Raw genomic sequence first — 20,046 nt, 5'->3', positions numbered from 1 at the left:
CTCGAGGACAAACTGAAGAATTCGCACATTATGGGAGATCGGGCCGGGAGTTGTCGCCCCACCCGTGGGAAAGAAGTGAATCAGGGGATACGCAGCGTAGCGCCAACGCGAATGCGATCGCCATTGATGTCATTGGCGGCTCGCAGGTCAGAAACACTGACCCGATGCTGCCGGGCGATGCCACTGAGAGTATCGCCCCGCCGTACCACATGCTCTCGATCGCCACCGGCAGCCTGGCGCAGCTCCGCTGGGGTATGTCGCTCGGCGTAGCTGGCAATTCCGGAATTGATTGCCCGGGCGAGCTTCCACTGGTGATCCGGGTTCCGCAACAGGCGCTCTTCATGGGGATTGGAGATGAACGCCAACTCAACCAGGACGGAAGGCATATCCAGAGACTTTAATACGACGAATCCGGCGCGCTCCACATCCCTCTTGTGCACCGGACCGACCTCCGAGAGCCCCTTCAGCACCTCCGAGGCAAGGTCAACGCTGTATTCCAGGGTGGCGCCACGGGAGAGATCCACCAGCACGGATCGCACCAGATCGTCCTTGTCGGACAGGGAGACACCGCCGATCACGTCTGCGGCATTCTCACGTCTGGCCAACATCCGCGCCTGCTCCGAGGTCGCACCGCCGCGGGACAGCGTGTAGACCGACGAGCCACGCGGCCCACCACTTTCCACGGCGTCGGCATGCAGGGAAATGAAAATGTCGGCACGCTCGCGGCGTGCCATCTCACGACGCTCGGCCAGGGGGACGAAAACGTCGTCATCCCGGATCAGGACCGGGCGAAACCCCGGTTCGCGCTCCAGCAGGTAGGCAAGCTTGCGGCCCACCTCAAGGACCACATCCTTCTCACGCGTACCACCGGGACCAATGGCACCAGGGTCCCGTCCGCCGTGTCCCGGGTCGATGGCCACCACGATTTCGCGCCGATCACTGTCGACGCCACGAGCCTGCCGCAGTGGCTGCGTGCGCCCACCATCCGGGCGCAGGTCCACGACCAGGCGGTAGCCGTACTGGTCATTGGGACGGACCAGGAAGCTCTGCACCCTCACGGCCTGCTCCACGTCGAGGACCATGCGCAGACCGTCATCGCCACGACTCGCGCTGCGAACACGCTGCAATACACCGCGCCCGGACGGGGGGTTGTCCGTGGCCATGCGGGCGCTGGAGAGATCGATCACCACACGGTGGGGGTCTTCAAGGTGGAATACCTTGTGGTCCGACGGGCCGCTGAGATCGAACACCACCCGGGTGCGATCCTCATCGTGGGATACCCGCACGCTGTCCACCCGGGTGTCCGCCGATGCGAACAACGGCTGCAGCAGCAGGCAGACCAGCAGCAGAAAGATACGCTTCATGTCGGGCAGGAACTCGACGGCCAGTTGTCCTGATAAAGTACTTTGGCCACGCACCCATTGCAAGAAAAACCCCTTCAACGGCAGGTCTATAGAAGAGGAACCTAGTGTGCGTTCTCATCAAAATGTTCGGATTTGTCCGCATGATCCACAAGTTCGAGCGCTGCCTGACCACGTTCACTTGCTGCATGGAGGGTCGCTGCACGCCCGTCACCGTCGTAATCCAGCCGCAGTTCGAGATCCGCGGGAGGCAAGGCGCCAGCGCCACGCTCCGGCCATTCGATCAGGACGAGCACATCGCCATCCATGAGCTCACGCAGCCCGAGATAGTCCAGTTCTTCAGGATCTCCAAGGCGATACAGGTCGAGATGCAGGCAGTGACGATCCCGCAGTGTGTAAGGCTCAAGCAGGGTGTAGGTGGGGCTGGGCACCAGCCCGGCGTGACCCAGGGCCCGCAACAGGCCACGCACCAGGGTCGTCTTGCCGGCTCCCAGGTCGCCATGAAGAAAGATCACCAGCGCCCCTGGCACCCTGGCCAGCCGGGCGCCCAGCGCCTCTGTACCTGCCTGGTCAGGAAGAACATAGCGTCGTGTATTGCTCATATCGGGTTCACCAGGGCCCGCAGCGGTTCCAGCAGATCCGTGGCGACCATCCCCCGCTCGCCATGCTCAGCCGCCTGATCCCCCGCCTCAGCATGCAGGCAGACGGCAAGCTCTGCCGCCTCGGCAAGGGTGAGGCCCTGCGCCACCAGTCCGGCGCAGATGCCGGTGAGCACATCCCCGGTGCCGCCGGTGGCCATACCGGGGTTGCCGCCGGTACAGACCCGGGGTGGCCGATCGCCGCCACCGATCAGGGTACCCGCGCCCTTGAGAATCGCGGTGGCCTGGTAGCGCTGGCAAAGCAGACCAAGTGCATGCCAACGATCGTTCTGCACGGCCTCGGTGGACATGCCAAGCAGCCGGCCCGCCTCGCCGGGATGGGGCGTAAGAATGGCTTGTGGCAGCGCTTCCGGCGTATCGGCCAGCAGGTTCAGGGCGTCAGCGTCAACGACCAGAGGCTTGCCACTGTCAATGCATGCTCGCAGGAGGGTACGGCCCCATGCAGCGGTGCCAAGGCCGGGGCCCAGGGCAACGACGGAGGCCCGCGGCAGCAGCCTGTCCAGCGCATCGGGGACGTCCTCGGTGCCAAGCACCATGGCTTCAGGGCAGGCACCCAGTAGCGGCGAGACATGAGCAGAACGCGTCACCACCGACACCAGCCCGGCCCCGGCGCGCAATGCACCGCCGGCGGCCATGATGACGGCACCGCCAGTGCCATGATCACCACCCACCACCAGGACGTGGCCATACAGGCCCTTATGGCCATCGCGGCGCCGCCTGCGTAGCCGGTGGCGCACCGCCGCATAGTCAGTACGCCAGGCGGCGGGGACTTCCTGCTCGACCACAGTCGGCGGTAATGCCAGATCACTGTAGAGCAGATCCCCCGTGCAGGACGGGCCCGCGCCCGTGAACAAGCCCCGTTTCAGGCCGATGAAAGTTGTGGTCAGATCCGCCCGGATTGCCGTGCCGAGTACGCCACCGGTTTCACCATTCAGGCCTGAGGGGATATCCACTGAGAGCACTGGCAGACCCGATGCGGTCACCGCATCGATGAGCTTCGCCCAGTCACGCGCCACTGGCCGCTCCAGACCGGTGCCGAGTAGCGCGTCGACCACTACGGCGCCTGCAGTGGGCAGGGTCTCGTCCAGTCGCCTCAGGTGCCCACCGCCCCCCAGATAGCGCTGGGCGGCCGACGCCGCGTCACCCTTGAGCCGGGAAGATTCAACCATGGCAACAACACTGACCGGGAAACCGTCACGACGGGCCAGCTCTGCGATCACATAGCCATCACCACCGTTGTTACCGCCACCACAGAGTACGACCAGAGAACGCATCTCGGGCCAGGTCGCTCGCAGCGCCGCATAGGCAAAGCCGCCGGCGCGGTCCATCAGTTCCATACCAGGCACACCCAGCACGTCAATCGCATAGCGATCGAGTCGCGCGACCTGCTCCGGTCGGAAAAGGGGGCGTGGAAGACTGCGCATGCCGCACAGTATAACGAAGGAGGACGCACCCGCGGTGCGCCCTGCAGTACAATCGCGGTCATGCGAGAACCCATGGACATGAACGCGCTGGCGGCAAACATCCGCGACTGGGGCCATGAGCTCGGTTTTCAGCAGATTGGCATTACCGACACGGCCCTCGAGCAGGCCGAGACACGCCTGGGCGAATGGCTGGAGCAGGGCCGACACGGTGACATGAGATGGATGGAGCGCCATGGGACAAAGCGCAGCCGACCGCAGGAACTGGTGCCGGGAACCGTGCGCGTCATCAGCGCACGGATGGATTACCTGCCGGAAGCGAAGGAATCGTGGACACAGATCGACTCGCCCGGAGCAGCATTCGTGGCCCGCTATGCCCTGGGGCGGGACTACCACAAGTTGCTCCGAAAGCGCCTGCAGCAGTTGGCGACCCGCATCAGTGAGACCGTGGGCGAGGTGGGCTATCGGGTATTCGTCGACAGTGCCCCGGTCATGGAAAAACCGCTGGCGGAGAAAGCCGGGCTGGGCTGGATCGGCAAACACACTGTCTTGATCAATCGCCAGGCGGGGTCATGGTTCTTTCTCGGCGAGATCTACACAGACCTCCCGCTGCCACTGGACTCACCCGCCGACGGCCATTGCGGCAGTTGCACCGCCTGTCTGGACATCTGCCCGACCCGCGCAATCACGGCGCCCTACCAGCTAGATGCCCGCCTGTGCATCGCCTATCTGACCATCGAGCATCAGGGCAGCATTCCTGAACACCTCCGGCCCCTGATGGGCAATCGGGTGTTCGGCTGTGACGACTGCCAACTCGTCTGCCCCTGGAACAAGTTCGCGCAACCGACCGGGGAGCAGGACTTCCAGCCCCGGCATGGCCTCGATGGCGCGGCGCTGCTGGAACTCTTCCAGTGGGATGAGGACACATTTCTGCGCCGCACCGAAGGCTCGGCCATTCGACGGCTGGGGCATGTCCGCTGGTTGCGGAACCTGGCAGTGGGGCTGGGTAACGCAAATCCGTCACGGGCGATTCAGGATGCCCTGCGGGGCCGCTGCGGCCATCCCTCGGCTCTGGTACGGGAACATGCGCAATGGGCGCTGTCGCGACAGCTTATCAACCAGCAGCAGTCGTGACGGTGACGTTGTCGATCAAACGGGTGCCACCCAGCCTGGCTGCACCAAGGACGATGAAGGCATGCTCGCCGACGCCGGGACGGAGCAGATCGTCGGGGCGCCGAATGGCCACGTAGTCAGGCTCCAGTCCGGCCTGGATGAGGGCTTTGCTCGCGGTGTTCTCAAGGGCAGTAAAGTCCCGCTCGCCCTGTTGCAGTGCGGTAGCGGCATCCGCCAACACCTTATTCAACCAGGGCGCCCGAGCGCGATCGTCCGGCGACAGATATCCGTTGCGGGAACTGAGCGCCAGCCCATCCGGCGCCCGGACGGTCTCGACGCCAATGACCTCTACCGGCATGGACAGATCCCGCACCATGTGTTGAATCACCAGCAGCTGCTGGTAGTCCTTGAGACCGAAGTAGGCGCGGTCCGGAGCGACCAGATTGAAAAGCTTGGCCACGACGGTGGCGACTCCGGAGAAGTGTCCCGGGCGCGACAGGGCACAGAGCATCCCCTCAAGCGCCGGCACCTGGATACGAGCCCCCTTCGCCGTGCCTTCCGGGTACATGGTGCCGACGTCTGGCGCGAACAGCAGGTCTACGCCGCGGACCTCCAGGAGTTGCCGATCCGCATCCAGGGTCCTCGGGTAGGTGGTGTAGTCCTCACCGGCGCCGAACTGGGTCGGGTTCACGAAGACGGAAACGACCACCCGATCCGCAGCCTCCCGTGCGGCATCCACCAGGCTGAGATGGCCGGCATGCAGATTGCCCATGGTGGGAACCAGCGCCACCAACTCCCCTGCCCGCTTCCAGCCGGATACCCGCCGGCGCAGGTCCTCGCGCGTCGTGATCTGATGCATGGCGACCAGAGACTCCAGGGGGGCGACCTAGAAGGTGTGCTCCGCCGCCGGGAACGTACGCCCCCGAACGGCCGCCACGTAGGCTTCGAGCGCCCCGGGGATACTGCCGCCCTCGGGCATGAAATTCCGGGAGAAGCGAGGAATACGCCCCGGCGTCAGGCCGAGCATATCCTGTAGTACAAGAATCTGCCCGTCGCACTCGCCACCGGCGCCAATGCCGATGACCGGTACCCGGGTAGCAGCGGTGATTTCCGCCACCAGTCCCGCAGGCACGCACTCCAGCAAGAGCATGTCGGCACCTGCCTGCTCCAGCACCCGCGCGTCTTCCAGCATGGCACGGGCTGCTGCTTCTTCACGCCCCTGGACGCGATAGCCACCCAGCTTGTGCACGGCCTGCGGACGCAGGCCCAGATGAGCACAGACAGGAATGCCGGCCACAGTCAGTTGATTGACAATTTCCGCCTGCTCGCCGGTTCCTTCCAGCTTGACCATTCGTGCGCCGCCCTCCTTCATGAGTCGGCCAGCGTTGTGCAGGGCCTCGGCCACGGTGTAGTGGCTCATGAACGGCATGTCCACCATGAGCAGCGCGGCGGTGTGGGCACGGGCAACGCAGCGTGCGTGGTAGATCATGTTCTCCATGGTGACAGGCAGGGTGGTCTCCCGCCCCTGCATGACCATGCCCAGCGAGTCGCCAACCAGAATCACGTCGACACCGGCCCGATCAAGGGCCACGGCAAAGCTGAAATCGTAGGCGGTGAGGCAGGCGATCTTCTCGCCACGCTCCTTCATGCGTAACAGGGACGCGACGGTCACTGGCTTGCGTTGCTTCTCGGTCTCACCTGCGTACATAGTTCATTCACCCACGGCAATGGCCCGGCAGTACATTGTTCAGGGATCGCAAGGATAGTGCTGCAGCGCGTCAGATGAAAGGGGCGGGTCCGACTAAAGATCGATCGGCGCCGGGTTGAAGTATCGCCGCCCGCTCTGCAAATCCCAGACCCGCTCCAGCAGCTGAGCGTAGTCTGCATCGTTATCCGCGAGGTCAATGGCCGTCGCGTTCACAATGAGCAGGGGTGCAGCGTCGTAATGATAGAAGAAGTTGACGTAAGCATCACTGAGACGTTGCAGGTAGTCAGCGGTAATCGCCTGCTCATGGGCGATGCCACGGCGGCGGATGCGCTCCATCAGCACGTCCACGGGCGCCTGCAGGTAGATCACCATGTCCGGCGGCGCCAGCTCTACCGCAAGCTCCTGATAAATCTTGTCATATAACGCAAGTTCCGGCGGCCGCAGGGTCAACTCGGCGAACATCCGGTCCTTTTCGAACAGGAAGTCGGCCACATGCCGTTCCTCGAACAGATCGCCCTGGCGCAAGCCACGCAGTTGCTCTGCACGCTGGATCAGAAAGTACATCTGGGTCGGGAAGGCAGCGTCCCTGGGGCTCTGGTAGAAGCGCTCGAGAAACGGGTTCTCATCGGCGCCCTCAAGCAGGAGTTGACTGCCGAGAGACTGTGCCAATCGCCGTGCAAGCGTGGTCTTGCCGACGCCGATGGGCCCTTCCACCACGAGGTGTCGCGGCACCCTTGGTGGCTCCTGCAGATTACCCGTCATGGCGTCTCCAACCGAGTCTGTGGCTCATCGAGCGGTCGTGCCCCACGGGCCGGGCAATCATGCAGCAGCTGCGCCACTGGCCCCAGCCCGGGGACAACATAGTCCGGCGCAATCTCAGCCCACGGCGCGAGCACGAAGTCGCGCTCCAGGACGCCGGAGTGTGGCAGTGCCAGAGTCGCCGACATAACCCGTATATCACCCATGCTGAGGAGATCCAGATCCAGCGTTCTGGGGCCCCACGGACGAACACGACGACGCCCCTCGGCAACCTCGATCGCCTGCAGGGCAGTCAACAATTCATGGGGTTGCAGGTCGGTCTCAAGGCACGCCACCGCATTGTAGTAGTCCGGTTGATCCTGCGGGCCCATGGGCGGGCTGAGATAGAGCCGGGAACACGCCTGCAGGGACGTCAGCCGCAGCCCACGCAAACCGGCAAGGCCCGCCCTGAGCCGCGCCGGCGGATCATCGAGGTTACTGCCAAGCCCGACGAAAGCGACCGTCACTGGCCACCCTCGCCGCCACCCCCTCCGCCATTTCTCCGCCGGCGACGGCGGCGTCGACGTGGCCCAGTGGGGGCAGAGGCAACGGCGGCCGCACCTTCATCCTGTTGCTGGTATTCGGTCCACCAGTCGGCCAGATCCTGCGGCGCATCGCCCACTCGGGCCCGCAACAGAAGAAAGTCGTACGCCGCACGGAAGCGTGGATGGGCGGCGAGTCGCCCGGCGCGACGCCCGCGGAATCGCAGCAAGCGCGGTTGCATCAGGAAAATCTCGCGCATTGGCAGGCTGAAACGCTTGGGAATGGCCACGCGCTGCACCTGCTGCTGCAATACGTCGGCAGTGGCGTTCTGCAGTGCCTGCGCTTCGTTCAGGCCCTCTTCCTCGACGCTGCGGGCAACCCGCGCTGTCACCACCGGCCAGAGAATTGCGGCGAACAGGAAAGCCGGGGTAACGGGCTTTCCGTCAGCGATCCGCTGATCAGTGTTCTCCAGCGCCGCGTTGATGAACTGAACCCAGGTGCCGTGCTCGTCAATCTGAAGCTGCGCCTCGGTGGCCGGAAACAGCGCACCGAACAGACCATGGTAGCGCAGTGCGTCGAACGTCTGGGCACCCTGCCCGCCCATCAAGAGCTTGAGGACTTCTTCGAACAACCGCGCCTGCGGCACATTCTCGAGCAGTCCCGCGAGCTCGGGAATCGGCCTGGCGGCATCATCTTCGACCCTGAAACCGAGCTTGGCGGCAAAGCGCACCGCCCGGAGCATGCGTACCGGATCTTCCCGGTAACGTTCCTCGGCATCGCCGATCAGCCGGATCAGTCCGGCCTCCAGATCATCCATGCCATGGGCAAAGTCGACCACGGAGAAGTCGGCAATGTTGTAGTACAGGGAGTTGACGGTGAAATCGCGCCGCAGCGCGTCTTCTTCCACGGTGCCGTAGACATTGTCGCGCACCAGCATGCCGTCACGCATCTCCCCTTCGCCCTCGGCCTCACCGTTGCCGTCATGGGCGGCCCGGAAAGTGGCCACCTCGATGATCTCCGGCCCGAAATGGACGTGGGCAAGACGGAACCGCCGGCCGATCAGCCGGCAATTGCGGAACAGCGCGCGCACCTCCTCGGGCTTGGCGTTGGTCGCCACGTCGAAGTCCTTGGGTTCGCGGCCAAGGGACAGATCCCGGACGCCGCCGCCTACAAGATACGCCTCATACCCCGCCTTGTTCAGGCGATACAGGACCTTGAGAGCGTTATCGCTGATTTCCGCGCGAGAGATGCGATGCTCGGAACGCTGGAAGATGACCGGCTGGGGTAAGCGTTCTGATGAAGTCTGTTCCGTCACTGGGTACCGAGCTTGAGCCATGAAAGTGAGGCCGTATAATACCACCGGGCTCGGGGGTTTGCAGCGACCGCTCAAGCACACAGGCCATTAGACGCGCTCCCGACACGCCGGGAGCGGCATCTCCTCGCCAAAGGCAGCGATCATGTCCAGAGAAGAGATCCCTGACGGCGCCCCGGGTGGCGTGTTCCGGCGCCTGTCCGCCATGGTCTACGACGGATTGCTGCTGCTGGCAGTACTCATTGCCGGCAGCTTCCTGTTTCTGCCCCTGACCGGAGGCGAAGCCGTGGATGGCCCGATGCGCCTTGCGTTCCAGGCATACGTCGTGCTGCTGATCGTGGGCTTTTTCGGCTATTTCTGGATGCGCGGCGGCCAGACACTGGGATTGTGGACGTGGAAACTCAGGCTGCAAAGGCATGACGGCGGACGCATCGGCATGAACGATGTCATGCTCCGGATTATGGTCGGTGTGCTGACGCTGGGGCCTATCGCCCTGATCAGTGTGCCCTTCCACCCCCGCCGGTTAAGCCTGACGGATATGCTGTCAACCACCCTGGTGGTGCGTCACCGAACCCGTGACGTTGTATAGATTGCGATTGCCAGAAAGACCAGCGTGGGCAGCAGAGCACTGACCACCGGTGGCAGGCCATACACCAGCCCCAGGTGATTCAAGAGGTTGTTGGCGAGGAAAAACACGATACCGATCATCACGCCGATGAAGATCCGCTGGCCGGCCCCGACGGAACGCAGCGAGCCGAATGCAAGCGGGATGGTCAATAGCAGCATGGTGATGGTGGCAAGCGGCGTGGCGAGCTTGAGCCAGAAAGCCAACCGGTAGCGGTCACTTTCCAACTCGTTACGCTCCAGGTAGCTGACATAGGTCCAGAGTTCTGCAATGGACAGGGCCTCCGGATCAACCACCACAACATCAAGCACCTCGGGGCGCAGATCTGACCGCCATGGCGCCTCATCACGGACTTCACGCTCGACGTTGCCATCAACGAAACGCGTGACGATCACGCCTTCCAGTAACCACTCGCCGCCGACATAGCGGGCACGGTCGGCGCTGGTCACGAAGGCAAGCCGGCGCTCCTCGTCGAATTCGTAGATGTTCACAGTCTCAAGCACCGACGCCGAGGGCGCGTATCCCACCTGAACGAAACGGCGACCATCCCGTGCCCAGAATCCGTCGCGGCTGAGTGCGCCAACCTGCCCGGATTCCGCCCTCGCCTTGACCTCCAGTGACAGCCGCTCCGCCGGCGGTGCGACCCACTCCCCCAGCGCCACCGCGATCAGGGCGAGCAGGACACCCGCCGTGGCCACGCTGCGGCCGATCCCCAGGACCGACATGCCGGCAGCCCGCATGACCACCAGTTCACTGCGCGCCGCCATCCCGCCAAGCGTCATCAGGCTGCCGATCAGAGTGGCCACCGGAAACGACTCGTAAGCCCGTTGCGGGGCCTGCAACCCCACATGCAACAGGGCGATGAACGCGGTGTAGTCGTCGGTAATGTCGCCGCTTTCCTCGACAAAGGTGAAGATGAGGATCAACGACACGAAAATGACCAGGGCCACCAGCGAGCCGCTGATCACGGCGCGGGCGATGTACCGGTCGAGAATCCCCATCAGGCGGCCCCTTCACGTGGCCGCCGCCGCAACAGGCCATATTGGCCGGCCAGCCAGATCAGGCCGATGCCGGCAACCAGCACATGCACCGGCCACAAACCAAGCCACAATGGCAGACGGCCATCCTCCAGCCAGCCCTGTGCCACCGTGAGCGCATTGGAATAGGAGGCAAAGATCAGCACCGCGAGGAGCAGACGTCCGTATCGGCCATCCCTGGGGGAACTGCGGGACAGCGGGATCGCGATCAAGCCAAGCGTGATCACCATCAGCGGCATGGACAATCGCCACTGTAGTTCAGCTCTTTCCCCCAAATCGTCGCTACCCCAGAGCTGTGCTGTTGCGATGCCGTCGCGCCGGGTACGCACCGTCGGCGGATCACCCTCGCTGATCCGCACACCATGGACGGCATACTCCATGACGCGCCACTGACTCTGACCCGGGAAGCCGTCATACCGATGGCCGTCGAGCAGCACGAGGTACTGGTCGCCGGTATCCGGATCAACCTGAATGAAGCCCTCGGCAGCGGCGAGCATGACCTGCTCGTCGCCCTGCCGGGTCTGCAGGTAGACATCCCGCATGCGCTCGCCGTCTGCAGCGAAGCGTTCGATGTAGAACATCCCGTCGGCGCGTGAGGACTGGATGAACCGACCGGGTCGTATTGCCTGGATTTCCACCGTCTCCCTGGCCACTTGCTCCGCTTCGCGACCCTCCCGGGCAGCCCAGGGGCCAGTCTCGATGGACAGCCAGCCCACCAGCAAGGTCAACGGCAGAGCCAACAGGGCGACGGCGCGGTAAATGTTGCCGGGGCCAATGCCGCAAGCGCCCATGGCCGACATCTCGCTGTCGCGGTAAAGCCGTCCCATGGCGAGCACCACGCCGAGAAAGAAGCTGCCCGGAATCACCAGCGCTGTGTAACTGAGCGCCTTGAAGCCCATAAGCAAGAGAATGATGTCACCCGGCAGGGCCCCGGAGGCCGCATCGCCCAGGTAGCGAATCAACCGGTTGGTAAACAGCACGGCCACCAGCACCACGGTCACAGCCAGCCAGGCCAGCGTAATCTCGCGCACCAGGTAGCGACTGATAATGGAGAAACGCAACGATGGTCTCCGAATGTCCGATGGCGACGGGGCCGCCCCATCATAATGGCTGCGCGCCCTCGCAGCACAAGATCACGGCGTTACAGTCGCTTTGCCGAGTGCGTTACAATCCTCGCACTTTCAAGGCGCGGCGTTCACTGGCGAATGTCGCGGCGAGCATACAGGAGCAATCGATGGAATTCGCGGTAAAGCACGTCAATCCGATCAAGCAACGCACGGGCTGCCTGATCGTCGGTGTCACCGAGAAGCGGCGCCTGGATGCGGTTGCGACCGCGGTTGACGAGGCCGCCGACGGCTACCTGAGCCGACTGTTGCGGCAGGGGGATATGGATGGCCGTATCGGCCAGACCCTGCTGCTGCCAGCCGTACCGGGGATCGCCGCCGACCGCGTTCTGTTGGTCGGCCTTGGCCGCGAACGGGATCTGACCGAGCGCGCATACGACAAGGCCGTGCAAGCCATGTTGCAGACCCTCTCGAATTGTGGCGCCAAGGATGCCCTTTGCTGCCTGGCGGACGCCCGGGTCAAGGGTCGCGATCAGGCCTGGATCATCCGTGACACCGCCCAGTCGGTGATCCACTCCCGTTACCGCTTCGATGCCTGCAAGAGTGAGAAGGACAATACGCCGCCGGCACTGAAGAAAATGATCTTTCACGTCGGTGCCAAGGCCGACGTTGCCAGCGGTGAAGCGGCGGCTGACATTGGCAAGGCCATCGGCGAGGGCATGAACCTGGCTCGCGAGTTGGGCAACCTGCCTGGCAACATTTGCACCCCCTCCTACCTGGCCGGACAGGCCAAGGCGCTGCAGGAAGCCTATCCGGCCATCGAACTGGATGTGCTCGACGAAGCATCCATGGAGGAACTGGGCATGGGCGCCCTGCTCTCTGTCTCCCGGGGCAGCGAACAGGAAGCACGGCTCATCGTGATGCACTATCGCGGGGCAAGCGATGATGAGCCGCCCCACGTGCTGGTGGGCAAGGGGATCACCTTCGACACCGGCGGCATCTCGCTGAAGCCCGGCGCGGCCATGGATGAGATGAAGTTCGACATGTGCGGCGCGGCCAGTGCTTTCGGTGCCATGCAGGCTGCGGTGGCGCTGAAGCTGCCCATCAACCTGGTGGTGATCATAGCCGCGGCGGAAAACATGCCCGACGGCCGCGCCACCAAGCCCGGTGACGTCGTCACCAGCATGTCCGGACAGACCATCGAGATTCTCAATACAGATGCCGAGGGGCGCCTTGTGCTCTGCGATGCCCTGACCTATGCCGAGCGCTACAAGCCGGCGAGCGTGGTCAACATGGCGACGCTGACCGGCGCCTGTATCATCGCCCTGGGTCATCATGTGCATGGCCTCATGAGCAACAACACCGGGCTCGCCGACCAGTTGCTCGCCGCCGGCAAGTCCGCCGATGACCGCGCCTGGCAGTTGCCACTGGGCGAAGAGTGGGACGAACAGTTGAAGAGCAACTTCGCCGACATGCAGAACATCGGCGGGCGCTCCGCTGGCACCATCACCGCCGGCTGCTTCCTGGCGCGTTTCACCAAGAAGTACCGCTGGGCGCATCTGGATATTGCCGGCACAGCCTGGAACAGTGGCGACAAGAAGGGCGCCACCGGGCGTCCGGTCCCACTGCTCACACAGTATCTGATCGACCGCGCCGGCTGATAGAGAGGGTGCCCCATGGTCACGGCGCAACGTCGGGCGGATTTCTACGTGCTCGAGGGCACCAGCGCCGGTGATCGTGAGCTGCTCGCCTGCCGCCTGGTAGAGAAGGCATGGCATCAAGGCTACCGGGTGTTCGTGCGCGCCGAAGACCAGGCGCAGGCGACCCGTCTGGATGCCTTGCTGTGGACCTTTCGGGATGGTGCCTTTGTGCCTCATGCCGTTGTCGACAGCGCCGATGAACAGGATCCGGTGGTGATCGGCGCGGCGGAGCAGACCCCGGGCAATGCCTATGATCTGATGATCAACCTGGCGCCTTCAGAGCCTGAACCGGCTGTCGGTTGCAATCGCCTGGCGGAAATCGCCGACCAGAGTGAACGTCTGCTCGCGCCGGCGCGCAGCCGATTCCGGCAGTACCGTGACCTGGGCATGGACCTGCACTACCACCGGATCGGATGAATGGCGACAGACAAGAACAAACCGGACGACCCCACCGTGCTGACCGATGTGATCTGCCCCGGCGACCGCCTCAAGCCGCTGGGCTTGTGGCTTCCGCTCTCGGAACAGGCCGCGGACAGTGGGTCGGCCCCGGAGACCGAGGGTTGGGGCCAGCGCGTCCCTGCCGAGCTCAGGCCTGTAGCCGGCAGCCTGGTGGACGAAGTCGCGGCACGGGTACGCGGCCACGTCGGCCGACGGCAACCCCAGGACCGCGACGAACCGTCCTGAGCCGGCGACACCCCCAGCCAGTCGGCTATAATGCACGGCTTTGCCGGCAGCCCCGGCGGCGACTCATTTCGTTATTCACACAGTGACAAGGTAAGGCATGGACAAGACGTACGATCCCAAGGCCATTGAGCAACGTTGGTACGACGACTGGGAGCAGCGCAACCTGTTCGCGCCAGCGAGCGGCAGCGGCCCGGCCTACTGCATTGTCATTCCGCCGCCCAACGTTACCGGCACGCTGCACATGGGCCATGCCTTCCAGGACACCATCATGGATGTGCTCACCCGTTACCATCGCATGCGGGGTGATCGCACGCTGTGGCAGCCGGGCACGGACCATGCCGGTATTGCCACGCAGATGGTAGTTGAGCGCCAACTCAACCAGGAAGGCAAGACACGCCACGACCTTGGCCGTGATGCCTTCATCGACCGGGTCTGGGAATGGAAAGCGGAGTCCGGCGGCACCATCACCCGGCAACTTCGGCGCATGGGCGCATCGGTGGATTGGTCACGGGAATGCTTCACCATGGACGACCGTCTCTCCCATGCCGTGCGCGAAGTCTTCGTGCGCCTGCATGAAGACGGGCTCATCTACCGCGGCAAGCGCCTGGTGAACTGGGATCCGGTGCTGCACACAGCGGTCTCCGATCTGGAAGTACTGGCAGAGGAAGAACAGGGCAGTCTCTGGCATATGCGCTATCCCCTGGCCGACGGCAGCGACTCCCTGGTGGTCGCCACCACCCGGCCGGAGACCATGCTCGGCGACACCGCCGTGGCCGTGCACCCCGACGACGAGCGCTATCGGCACCTGATCGGTAAAACGATCCGCCTGCCTCTCACCGACCGGGAAATCCCGGTCATCGCAGACGATTACGTGGACCCGAGCTTTGGCTCCGGCTGCGTGAAGATCACCCCTGCCCACGACTTCAACGATTACGCCGTTGGCCAGCGCCATGACCTGCCGCTGATCAACATCTTCACGGAAGACGCACAGATCAATGAAGAGGCGCCCATTGCCTATCAGGGACTGGACCGCTACGAGGCACGCAAGCGCATCGTGGCTGATCTTGAAGCCCAGGGGCTGATGGAGCGCATCGAACCACACAAGCTCATGGTGCCCCGCGGTGACCGCACCGGTGCAGTCATCGAGCCGTTTCTCACGGACCAATGGTTCGTGCGGGCAGAACCATTGGCGAAACCGGCCATCGAGGCCGTGGAAGACGGCCGTATCCGCTTCGTGCCGGACAACTGGAAGAACACCTATTACGACTGGATGCGCCGCATCGAGGACTGGTGCATCTCGCGGCAGATCTGGTGGGGGCACCGGATTCCCGCCTGGTACGACGAGGACGGCAATATCTTCGTTGCCCGCAGCGAGGAAGACGCCAAACAACAGGCCCGCGACAAACATGGTCGGGATGTCCCCCTGCGCCAGGACGAAGACGTGCTGGACACGTGGTTCTCGTCGGCCCTGTGGCCATTTTCCACCCTGGGCTGGCCGGAGCAGACGCCGGAACTGAAGACGTTCTACCCCACCAATGTGCTGGTCACCGGGTTCGACATCATCTTCTTCTGGGTGGCTCGAATGATCATGTTCGGCATGAAGTTCATGGACGAGGTGCCGTTCCATGAGGTCTATATCCATGGCCTGGTGCGCGATGCCGACGGGCAGAAGATGTCCAAGTCCAAGGGCAACGTCCTCGACCCGCTGGACATCATCGACGGCATCGACCTGGAATCCCTGGTGGCCAAGCGCACGGCAGGACTGATGCAGCCGCAAAAGGCCGCCAGCATCGAGAAAGCCACCCGCCGCCAGTTCCCGAACGGCATCGAGCCCCACGGTACGGATGCCCTGCGCTTCACGTTCTGCTCCCTGGCCACCACCGGCCGCGACGTCGTCTTCGACATGGGCCGCGTGGACGGGTACCGCAACTTCTGCAACAAGCTGTGGAACGCGGCACGCTACGTACTGATGAATACCGAAGATCAGGATTGCGGTGTCGACGGCGGTGAGGTCACCCTGGGGCTTGCGGAGCGCTGGATCATCTCCCGTCTGCAGGCAACGGAGCAGGAAGTCGACCAGCACATCCGTAGCTACCGCCTCGACCTGGCCAGCCAGGCCCTCTACGAGTTCATCTGGAACGAGTACTGCGACTGGTACCTGGAGTTATCCAAACCAGTACTCCAGACCGCGGACGATGCGCTCGCCCTGCGTGGCACCCGCCGCACGCTGGTACGGGTGCTGGAGGCCGTGCTGCGCCTGGCCCATCCATTCCTGCCTTTCATTACAGAAGAAATCTGGCAACGCGTCGCACCGCTGGCGGGTGTTCAGGCCGACAGCATCATGTTCCAGGCCTATCCGGTTGCAGACGAAAGCCGACGGGACACCGCGGCGGAGGCAGACATTGCCTGGGTGAAGTCCTTCATCCTGGGTGTACGGCGGATTCGCGGCGAAATGGACATCCCGCCCAACAAGGCACTGCCGGTTCTGTTACAACAGGCTGGCGACGATGATCGTCGTCGGCTCTCCGAGCATCGACTGTACGTTGAACGCCTGGCACGGCTGGAAAGCATTACCGTGCTTGCTGATGGCGAAGAAGCACCCGAGTCGGCCATTGCCCTGGTTGGAGACATGCAGGTGCTGGTTCCCATGGCCGGGCTCATCGACAAGGACGCCGAGCTACGCCGTCTCGCGAAAGAGCGGGACAAGGCGCGGGCAGACCTCGATCGAGCCAGGAAGAAGCTCGACAATCCGAGCTTCACCGAAAAAGCCCCGGCTGAAGTGGTGGAACAGGAACGCAAGCGTGTCGCGAGTTTCCAGTCCGCCCTGCAGCGGCTGGAGGCACAGTACGAAAAGATCGAGCGTCTGTAGTGTGCTCTCTGGGTCGGCACTACATGCCGGCCCTGCTCAGCACCACGCGCACAATGACTACCAGCGCCACGATCAGCAGAATCGTAAACACCGTGCCGCCGATGATGTAGGGCATCGGGCTGCCACGTGTGAAATCCCGTCTACGCGCCGCCTCTGTCTGCACGCCAAAGGCGGCAGCCAGTATGCTTTGTGTGACCTGCCAGAAACCCGGTTTCGGCAGATCCGAATTCTCTGGCGCGTGCTGATCTTCATCGGAGTGATTGCGACCCATCAGTGTGTCCTGGTGTCCCGTAACAGAAGTTCGCACACTAGTGCGTGCGCCGACCGGTTTCTACCCGCGTCACGCGGCCGTGTTCGAGAGTCACTATGCGGGACAGCTGCCCAGAGCCAAACGTATAGAACCATTCCTCGCGGACTGGCAGGTGGCGAACTGCATGATGGCCATGACCGAAGCCAGGGGTCTGGATCGGCGGGAGCGTCTGCTGGGCATCTGGGGGACCACACGTGCCCAGTAGCTCCATGCGGTTCATACCCCGCCGTAGGCTTTGCGCACTGCAACCGGAACCCGGAAATGTCCGGTATCCGTAACCACCGGACTCGAAACGCCGCACTCGTCCGTCACGGAAGTCGATCATTCGCACCAGGCCTTGCGGCCCGGGGTTGTAATACCACCGCTCGGACACCGTCAGCAGGGCCCCGTCGTTACCACGCACGACAGACAGCGGCTCACGCAGATCCGGGGTTCCGCACAGGTCCTCGATCTCGAAGGTTCGGTCACCGCGCTGGGCTATGCCGCCTTCACAGCGCATGGTTGCCTCAGCCGAGATGGCAAGGATGAACAACCCGGGAACAAGTGCCGCCTTGAGTATCCTGTATCGCATATCAAGTTTCCGACAATCAGCCTCATGCGCTAATGGCTGTCGCCGTGAACGGTCCTGTCCCGAAGACCTCCAGGCTATAGTCGAGAAATTCCTCGATGCGACTTACCAGTGCCGCAGACATGGAAACGCGCTTCGATCGCAGGTCATCTGGATCGACTCGCTCAACCAATAACCCCTCGTCGATTGCCCGCTGGACATACTTCACAGCGGTGCGATGACTCACCTTCGGCATCAGGTCGTACAGTTGCGTCTTCCGGAACTCTCGTTCGCGCTCCAGCCACATGCGCGTGAACAAGTCCGAGTAATTGAGATCGTAGTACACCTCATCACCAAACAACTCACCCCAATAACGATCCATGTCAGTTAGCGCCATCACAAATGCTTTTCTGCGCTGGTCCGTTGACCGTTCATCCACCCGGCTTCCCTCCTCCTGCCATTTAAGCATCAAACAGTAGGTATACGAGCCCACAGCCCATCATGGTAATCGAAACCCGTTTTCAGGGGACCCCCGGGTCGTTGGACTAGCGCGGCGTATAAAGGCCGGTCAACTCAGGCAGGAACGTGGCAACACCTGGCAAGAAAGCAAGGGCAACCAGCGCCAGACTCACTGTTATCAAGTAAGGGGCGGCAGCCCGCGAAGCGGCTCCGATTGACGTACCGCTGATGCCGCACGCGACGAACAGGCCGGCACCGACCGGTGGCGTAAATAGCCCGACCCCGGTTGCGCCGACAATCAACACGCCGGCGTGTAGCGGATCCACGCCAAGGGCGGCCAAGGACGGCAACAGGATAGGCACCACCATGATGACCGCGGCTATGCCATCCATGACCATCCCCAGCAGCAGGAAGAAGAGAATGACGGCGATGAGAACGCCGAACTGGCCGAGGTTGAGCGCATCCATGTAGGCGGTCAGGCGCTGTGGAACCTGTTCCACGGTGAGATACCATCCGAACAGACTCGACATTGCGATCAGGAACACCACAACGCCGGTCAGATTCACCGCCTTGACCAATATGGTTTTCATGCTGGCGAAATCGAGTTCCCGATAGACGAAGACATCAATGACCAGCGCATAGATGACCGCCACGACCCCCGCCTCAGTGGCAGTAAACACCCCCGAAAGAATGCCGACGATGATGATCAAGGGCATGCCCAGGGCCCACCCGGAATCCTTGAAAGCTGGCCAGAGTGGTTCCCGGGTCTCGGGGCGGCGTTCCTTGATGATGCCTCTGCGGTCCTCGAAGTCCAGGTGCACCATCATGGCCAGGGCACAGAACAGTGCTGGAATGAAGCCTGCGGCGAAAAGTGCGCCAATAGAGACGTTGGCAACGCCTCCGTAGACAATCATCGTGATGGATGGTGGCACCAACATTCCCGCTGCGCAGGCGCCGCATACCACACCGGTTGCCTTTGCGGCGGTGTAGCCATCCCGCCGCATCTCGGGGATGACGGCTGCTCCGATCGCCGCCGTATCTGCAACGGTAGAACCGGAGATACCGGAGAACAAATACTCCGTCGTAACGACAACCTTGCCCAGTCGGGCTCGACGGATGGGCAGCAGGGCCTTGGCCAGGGTGATAAGCCGCCGCGAGATGCCCGCGACGTTCATGATTTCACCAGCCAGGATAAAAAGCGGTATAGCAAGCAGGGTAAAGCTGTCCATCATGCCGAATATCCGCTGTCCCACCATGCTCACAGGGAAGCCGAGCAGGTACATGGAGAGCAGTCCGACGAACCCCATGACTACGACTACCGGAACGCCGAGTATCAGGAGGCCAAGCAGAAGGGCAAAGATCAGTGCGGTCACGGCGTTTCACCATCCAGTATCTGCCCACGTCCAGGCGGCGGTTCTCCAGCCACCATATCGATCAAGCGCATGGTGAAGTGGTAGGTCATGAGAAAGCAGCCAGCCGGTATGGCCCCGTAAAACCAGGACATGGAGTAGCCAAGACTTGCACTGCGGTCCATGGCGTTCAGGCTGTTCTGCAACGAGATGTAGCCGATGATCGCGCAGGTCACGACAGCGATCAGGAAACAGAATATGGCTACGATCCTGGCGACCGCGACAGGCAGGAGATCCTGAAAGTACTGGATAGCCAGATGGTCGCTGCTATAGACGGCGATGGCCGCGCCGAAGAACGTCGTCCAGATGAACAGATAGGTGGCCAGTTCCTGGCTCCAAGGCAACGGATAGCCGATGACATAGCGGGCGAATACCTGCATCGCGCAGATCGCCACGACACCGAGCATGCATGTGGAGCCAAGAAAGCGCTCGACTGCGACGACCCGGTCCTCCAGCCAGCGTAAAGCGGACAGCACGCTCCGCTGCC

At 63.0% G+C, this 20,046-nt stretch carries 21 protein-coding genes; 6 read left to right on the top strand and 15 right to left on the bottom strand.

What is annotated here, in order from left to right:
- Nucleotides 1–80: 80 nt before the first annotated feature.
- The 3 genes from J2T57_RS10635 to J2T57_RS10625 all read right to left on the bottom strand — a co-directional run bounded on the left by J2T57_RS10635 (nt 81) and on the right by J2T57_RS10625 (nt 3,444).
- Nucleotides 81–1,364, bottom strand: a complete 1,284-nt coding sequence (locus tag J2T57_RS10635; protein WP_253477767.1) for an N-acetylmuramoyl-L-alanine amidase — start codon at nt 1,362–1,364, stop codon at nt 81–83.
- 101 nt (nt 1,365–1,465) lie between these two features.
- Nucleotides 1,466–1,963 (bottom strand): tRNA (adenosine(37)-N6)-threonylcarbamoyltransferase complex ATPase subunit type 1 TsaE, encoded by a 498-nt coding sequence (tsaE, locus tag J2T57_RS10630; RefSeq protein ID WP_253477764.1) that lies wholly within the window; start codon nt 1,961–1,963, stop codon nt 1,466–1,468.
- Nucleotides 1,960–3,444, bottom strand: coding sequence for an NAD(P)H-hydrate dehydratase (locus tag J2T57_RS10625; RefSeq protein ID WP_253477762.1), 1,485 nt, complete (start codon nt 3,442–3,444; stop codon nt 1,960–1,962). The genes tsaE and J2T57_RS10625 overlap by 4 nt, the downstream gene beginning before the upstream one ends.
- Before the next feature lie 60 nt (nt 3,445–3,504).
- Here J2T57_RS10625 and queG point away from each other — a divergent pair, with 60 nt between their 5' ends.
- A complete protein-coding gene (gene queG, locus J2T57_RS10620) occupies nt 3,505–4,575 on the top strand; it encodes a tRNA epoxyqueuosine(34) reductase QueG (protein WP_253477759.1) in 1,071 nt (356 codons plus the stop codon).
- On the opposite strand, the gene panC is transcribed toward queG, so the two are convergent.
- From panC to pcnB, 5 genes are all read right to left on the bottom strand, one after another.
- A complete protein-coding gene (gene panC, locus J2T57_RS10615; RefSeq protein WP_253477756.1) occupies nt 4,556–5,413 on the bottom strand; it encodes a pantoate--beta-alanine ligase in 858 nt (285 codons plus the stop codon). The two genes, queG and panC, sit on opposite strands and share 20 nt — an antisense overlap.
- Before the next feature lie 27 nt (nt 5,414–5,440).
- Nucleotides 5,441–6,262, bottom strand: coding sequence for a 3-methyl-2-oxobutanoate hydroxymethyltransferase (gene panB / locus J2T57_RS10610; RefSeq protein WP_253477754.1), 822 nt, complete (start codon nt 6,260–6,262; stop codon nt 5,441–5,443).
- 93 nt (nt 6,263–6,355) lie between these two features.
- On the bottom strand, nt 6,356–7,024 hold the full coding sequence (locus J2T57_RS10605) for a deoxynucleoside kinase (protein ID WP_253477751.1): 669 nt from the start codon (nt 7,022–7,024) through the stop codon (nt 6,356–6,358).
- Complete coding sequence (gene folK / locus J2T57_RS10600; RefSeq protein ID WP_253477748.1) at nt 7,021–7,527, bottom strand: 2-amino-4-hydroxy-6-hydroxymethyldihydropteridine diphosphokinase; 507 nt, start codon at nt 7,525–7,527, stop codon at nt 7,021–7,023. The genes J2T57_RS10605 and folK overlap by 4 nt, the downstream gene beginning before the upstream one ends.
- Nucleotides 7,524–8,879 (bottom strand): polynucleotide adenylyltransferase PcnB, encoded by a 1,356-nt coding sequence (gene pcnB / locus J2T57_RS10595; protein WP_253477745.1) that lies wholly within the window; start codon nt 8,877–8,879, stop codon nt 7,524–7,526. Before pcnB ends, folK begins: the two co-directional genes overlap by 4 nt.
- A gap of 121 nt (nt 8,880–9,000) precedes the next feature.
- On the opposite strand from pcnB, the gene J2T57_RS10590 reads away from it, so the two are divergent.
- Nucleotides 9,001–9,444, top strand: a complete 444-nt coding sequence (locus tag J2T57_RS10590; protein ID WP_253477742.1) for an RDD family protein — start codon at nt 9,001–9,003, stop codon at nt 9,442–9,444.
- Here J2T57_RS10590 and lptG read toward each other — a convergent pair.
- Both lptG and lptF read right to left on the bottom strand, forming a co-directional pair.
- A complete protein-coding gene (gene lptG, locus J2T57_RS10585; protein WP_253477740.1) occupies nt 9,420–10,481 on the bottom strand; it encodes an LPS export ABC transporter permease LptG in 1,062 nt (353 codons plus the stop codon). The two genes, J2T57_RS10590 and lptG, sit on opposite strands and share 25 nt — an antisense overlap.
- Nucleotides 10,481–11,578 carry an LPS export ABC transporter permease LptF gene (gene lptF / locus J2T57_RS10580; RefSeq protein WP_253477737.1) on the bottom strand — a complete coding sequence of 366 codons (1,098 nt, stop codon included), beginning with the start codon at nt 11,576–11,578 and terminating at the stop codon, nt 10,481–10,483. Before lptF ends, lptG begins: the two co-directional genes overlap by 1 nt.
- 173 nt (nt 11,579–11,751) lie before the next feature.
- Here lptF and J2T57_RS10575 point away from each other — a divergent pair, with 173 nt between their 5' ends.
- From J2T57_RS10575 to J2T57_RS10560, 4 genes are all read left to right on the top strand, one after another.
- On the top strand, nt 11,752–13,242 hold the full coding sequence (locus J2T57_RS10575; RefSeq protein ID WP_253477733.1) for a leucyl aminopeptidase: 1,491 nt from the start codon (nt 11,752–11,754) through the stop codon (nt 13,240–13,242).
- Nucleotides 13,243–13,257: 15 nt separating this feature from the next.
- On the top strand, nt 13,258–13,698 hold the full coding sequence (locus J2T57_RS10570) for a DNA polymerase III subunit chi (RefSeq protein ID WP_253477730.1): 441 nt from the start codon (nt 13,258–13,260) through the stop codon (nt 13,696–13,698).
- Nucleotides 13,699–13,965: a hypothetical protein gene (locus J2T57_RS10565; RefSeq protein WP_253477727.1), complete on the top strand. Its 267-nt coding sequence runs from the start codon at nt 13,699–13,701 to the stop codon at nt 13,963–13,965.
- Nucleotides 13,966–14,062: 97 nt separating this feature from the next.
- Nucleotides 14,063–16,834 carry a valine--tRNA ligase gene (locus tag J2T57_RS10560; protein WP_253477724.1) on the top strand — a complete coding sequence of 924 codons (2,772 nt, stop codon included), beginning with the start codon at nt 14,063–14,065 and terminating at the stop codon, nt 16,832–16,834.
- A gap of 19 nt (nt 16,835–16,853) precedes the next feature.
- Here J2T57_RS10560 and J2T57_RS10555 read toward each other — a convergent pair whose 3' ends face one another.
- The 5 genes from J2T57_RS10555 to J2T57_RS10535 form a co-directional block, all read right to left on the bottom strand.
- The gene (locus J2T57_RS10555) at nt 16,854–17,105 is read right to left on the bottom strand and encodes a DUF2970 domain-containing protein (RefSeq protein ID WP_253477719.1); all 252 of its coding nucleotides are present in this window, start codon (nt 17,103–17,105) and stop codon (nt 16,854–16,856) included.
- 37 nt (nt 17,106–17,142) lie between these two features.
- Nucleotides 17,143–17,715, bottom strand: coding sequence for a DUF2845 domain-containing protein (locus tag J2T57_RS10550; protein WP_253477716.1), 573 nt, complete (start codon nt 17,713–17,715; stop codon nt 17,143–17,145).
- Between the two features lie 22 nt (nt 17,716–17,737).
- Nucleotides 17,738–18,130: a hypothetical protein gene (locus J2T57_RS10545; RefSeq protein ID WP_253477714.1), complete on the bottom strand. Its 393-nt coding sequence runs from the start codon at nt 18,128–18,130 to the stop codon at nt 17,738–17,740.
- A 106-nt stretch (nt 18,131–18,236) separates the two neighbouring features.
- Nucleotides 18,237–19,523 (bottom strand): TRAP transporter large permease, encoded by a 1,287-nt coding sequence (locus J2T57_RS10540; RefSeq protein ID WP_253477712.1) that lies wholly within the window; start codon nt 19,521–19,523, stop codon nt 18,237–18,239.
- On the bottom strand, nt 19,520–20,035 hold the full coding sequence (locus J2T57_RS10535; RefSeq protein ID WP_253477709.1) for a TRAP transporter small permease: 516 nt from the start codon (nt 20,033–20,035) through the stop codon (nt 19,520–19,522). Before J2T57_RS10535 ends, J2T57_RS10540 begins: the two co-directional genes overlap by 4 nt.
- Nucleotides 20,036–20,046: the final 11 nt, after the last annotated feature.

It is taken from the genome of Natronocella acetinitrilica, assembly GCF_024170285.1.
Taxonomy (GTDB): Bacteria; Pseudomonadota; Gammaproteobacteria; order Nitrococcales; family Aquisalimonadaceae; genus Natronocella; species Natronocella acetinitrilica.
Note: the sequence above shows the minus strand (reverse complement) of the source record. Positions and strands in the feature narration are given on the sequence as shown.

Coding starts and splice junctions, on each gene's coding strand:
- J2T57_RS10635 (WP_253477767.1), bottom strand. CDS start 1,364: ATGAAGCGTATCTTTCTGCTGCTGGTCTGCCTGCTGCTGCAGCCGTTG.
- tsaE (WP_253477764.1), bottom strand. CDS start 1,963: ATGAGCAATACACGACGCTATGTTCTTCCTGACCAGGCAGGTACAGAG.
- J2T57_RS10625 (WP_253477762.1), bottom strand. CDS start 3,444: ATGCGCAGTCTTCCACGCCCCCTTTTCCGACCGGAGCAGGTCGCGCGA.
- queG (WP_253477759.1), top strand. CDS start 3,505: ATGCGAGAACCCATGGACATGAACGCGCTGGCGGCAAACATCCGCGAC.
- panC (WP_253477756.1), bottom strand. CDS start 5,413: ATGCATCAGATCACGACGCGCGAGGACCTGCGCCGGCGGGTATCCGGC.
- panB (WP_253477754.1), bottom strand. CDS start 6,262: ATGTACGCAGGTGAGACCGAGAAGCAACGCAAGCCAGTGACCGTCGCG.
- J2T57_RS10605 (WP_253477751.1), bottom strand. CDS start 7,024: ATGACGGGTAATCTGCAGGAGCCACCAAGGGTGCCGCGACACCTCGTG.
- pcnB (WP_253477745.1), bottom strand. CDS start 8,879: ATGGCTCAAGCTCGGTACCCAGTGACGGAACAGACTTCATCAGAACGC.
- J2T57_RS10590 (WP_253477742.1), top strand. CDS start 9,001: ATGTCCAGAGAAGAGATCCCTGACGGCGCCCCGGGTGGCGTGTTCCGG.
- lptG (WP_253477740.1), bottom strand. CDS start 10,481: ATGGGGATTCTCGACCGGTACATCGCCCGCGCCGTGATCAGCGGCTCG.
- J2T57_RS10575 (WP_253477733.1), top strand. CDS start 11,752: ATGGAATTCGCGGTAAAGCACGTCAATCCGATCAAGCAACGCACGGGC.
- J2T57_RS10570 (WP_253477730.1), top strand. CDS start 13,258: ATGGTCACGGCGCAACGTCGGGCGGATTTCTACGTGCTCGAGGGCACC.
- J2T57_RS10565 (WP_253477727.1), top strand. CDS start 13,699: ATGGCGACAGACAAGAACAAACCGGACGACCCCACCGTGCTGACCGAT.
- J2T57_RS10560 (WP_253477724.1), top strand. CDS start 14,063: ATGGACAAGACGTACGATCCCAAGGCCATTGAGCAACGTTGGTACGAC.
- J2T57_RS10555 (WP_253477719.1), bottom strand. CDS start 17,105: ATGGGTCGCAATCACTCCGATGAAGATCAGCACGCGCCAGAGAATTCG.
- J2T57_RS10550 (WP_253477716.1), bottom strand. CDS start 17,715: ATGCGATACAGGATACTCAAGGCGGCACTTGTTCCCGGGTTGTTCATC.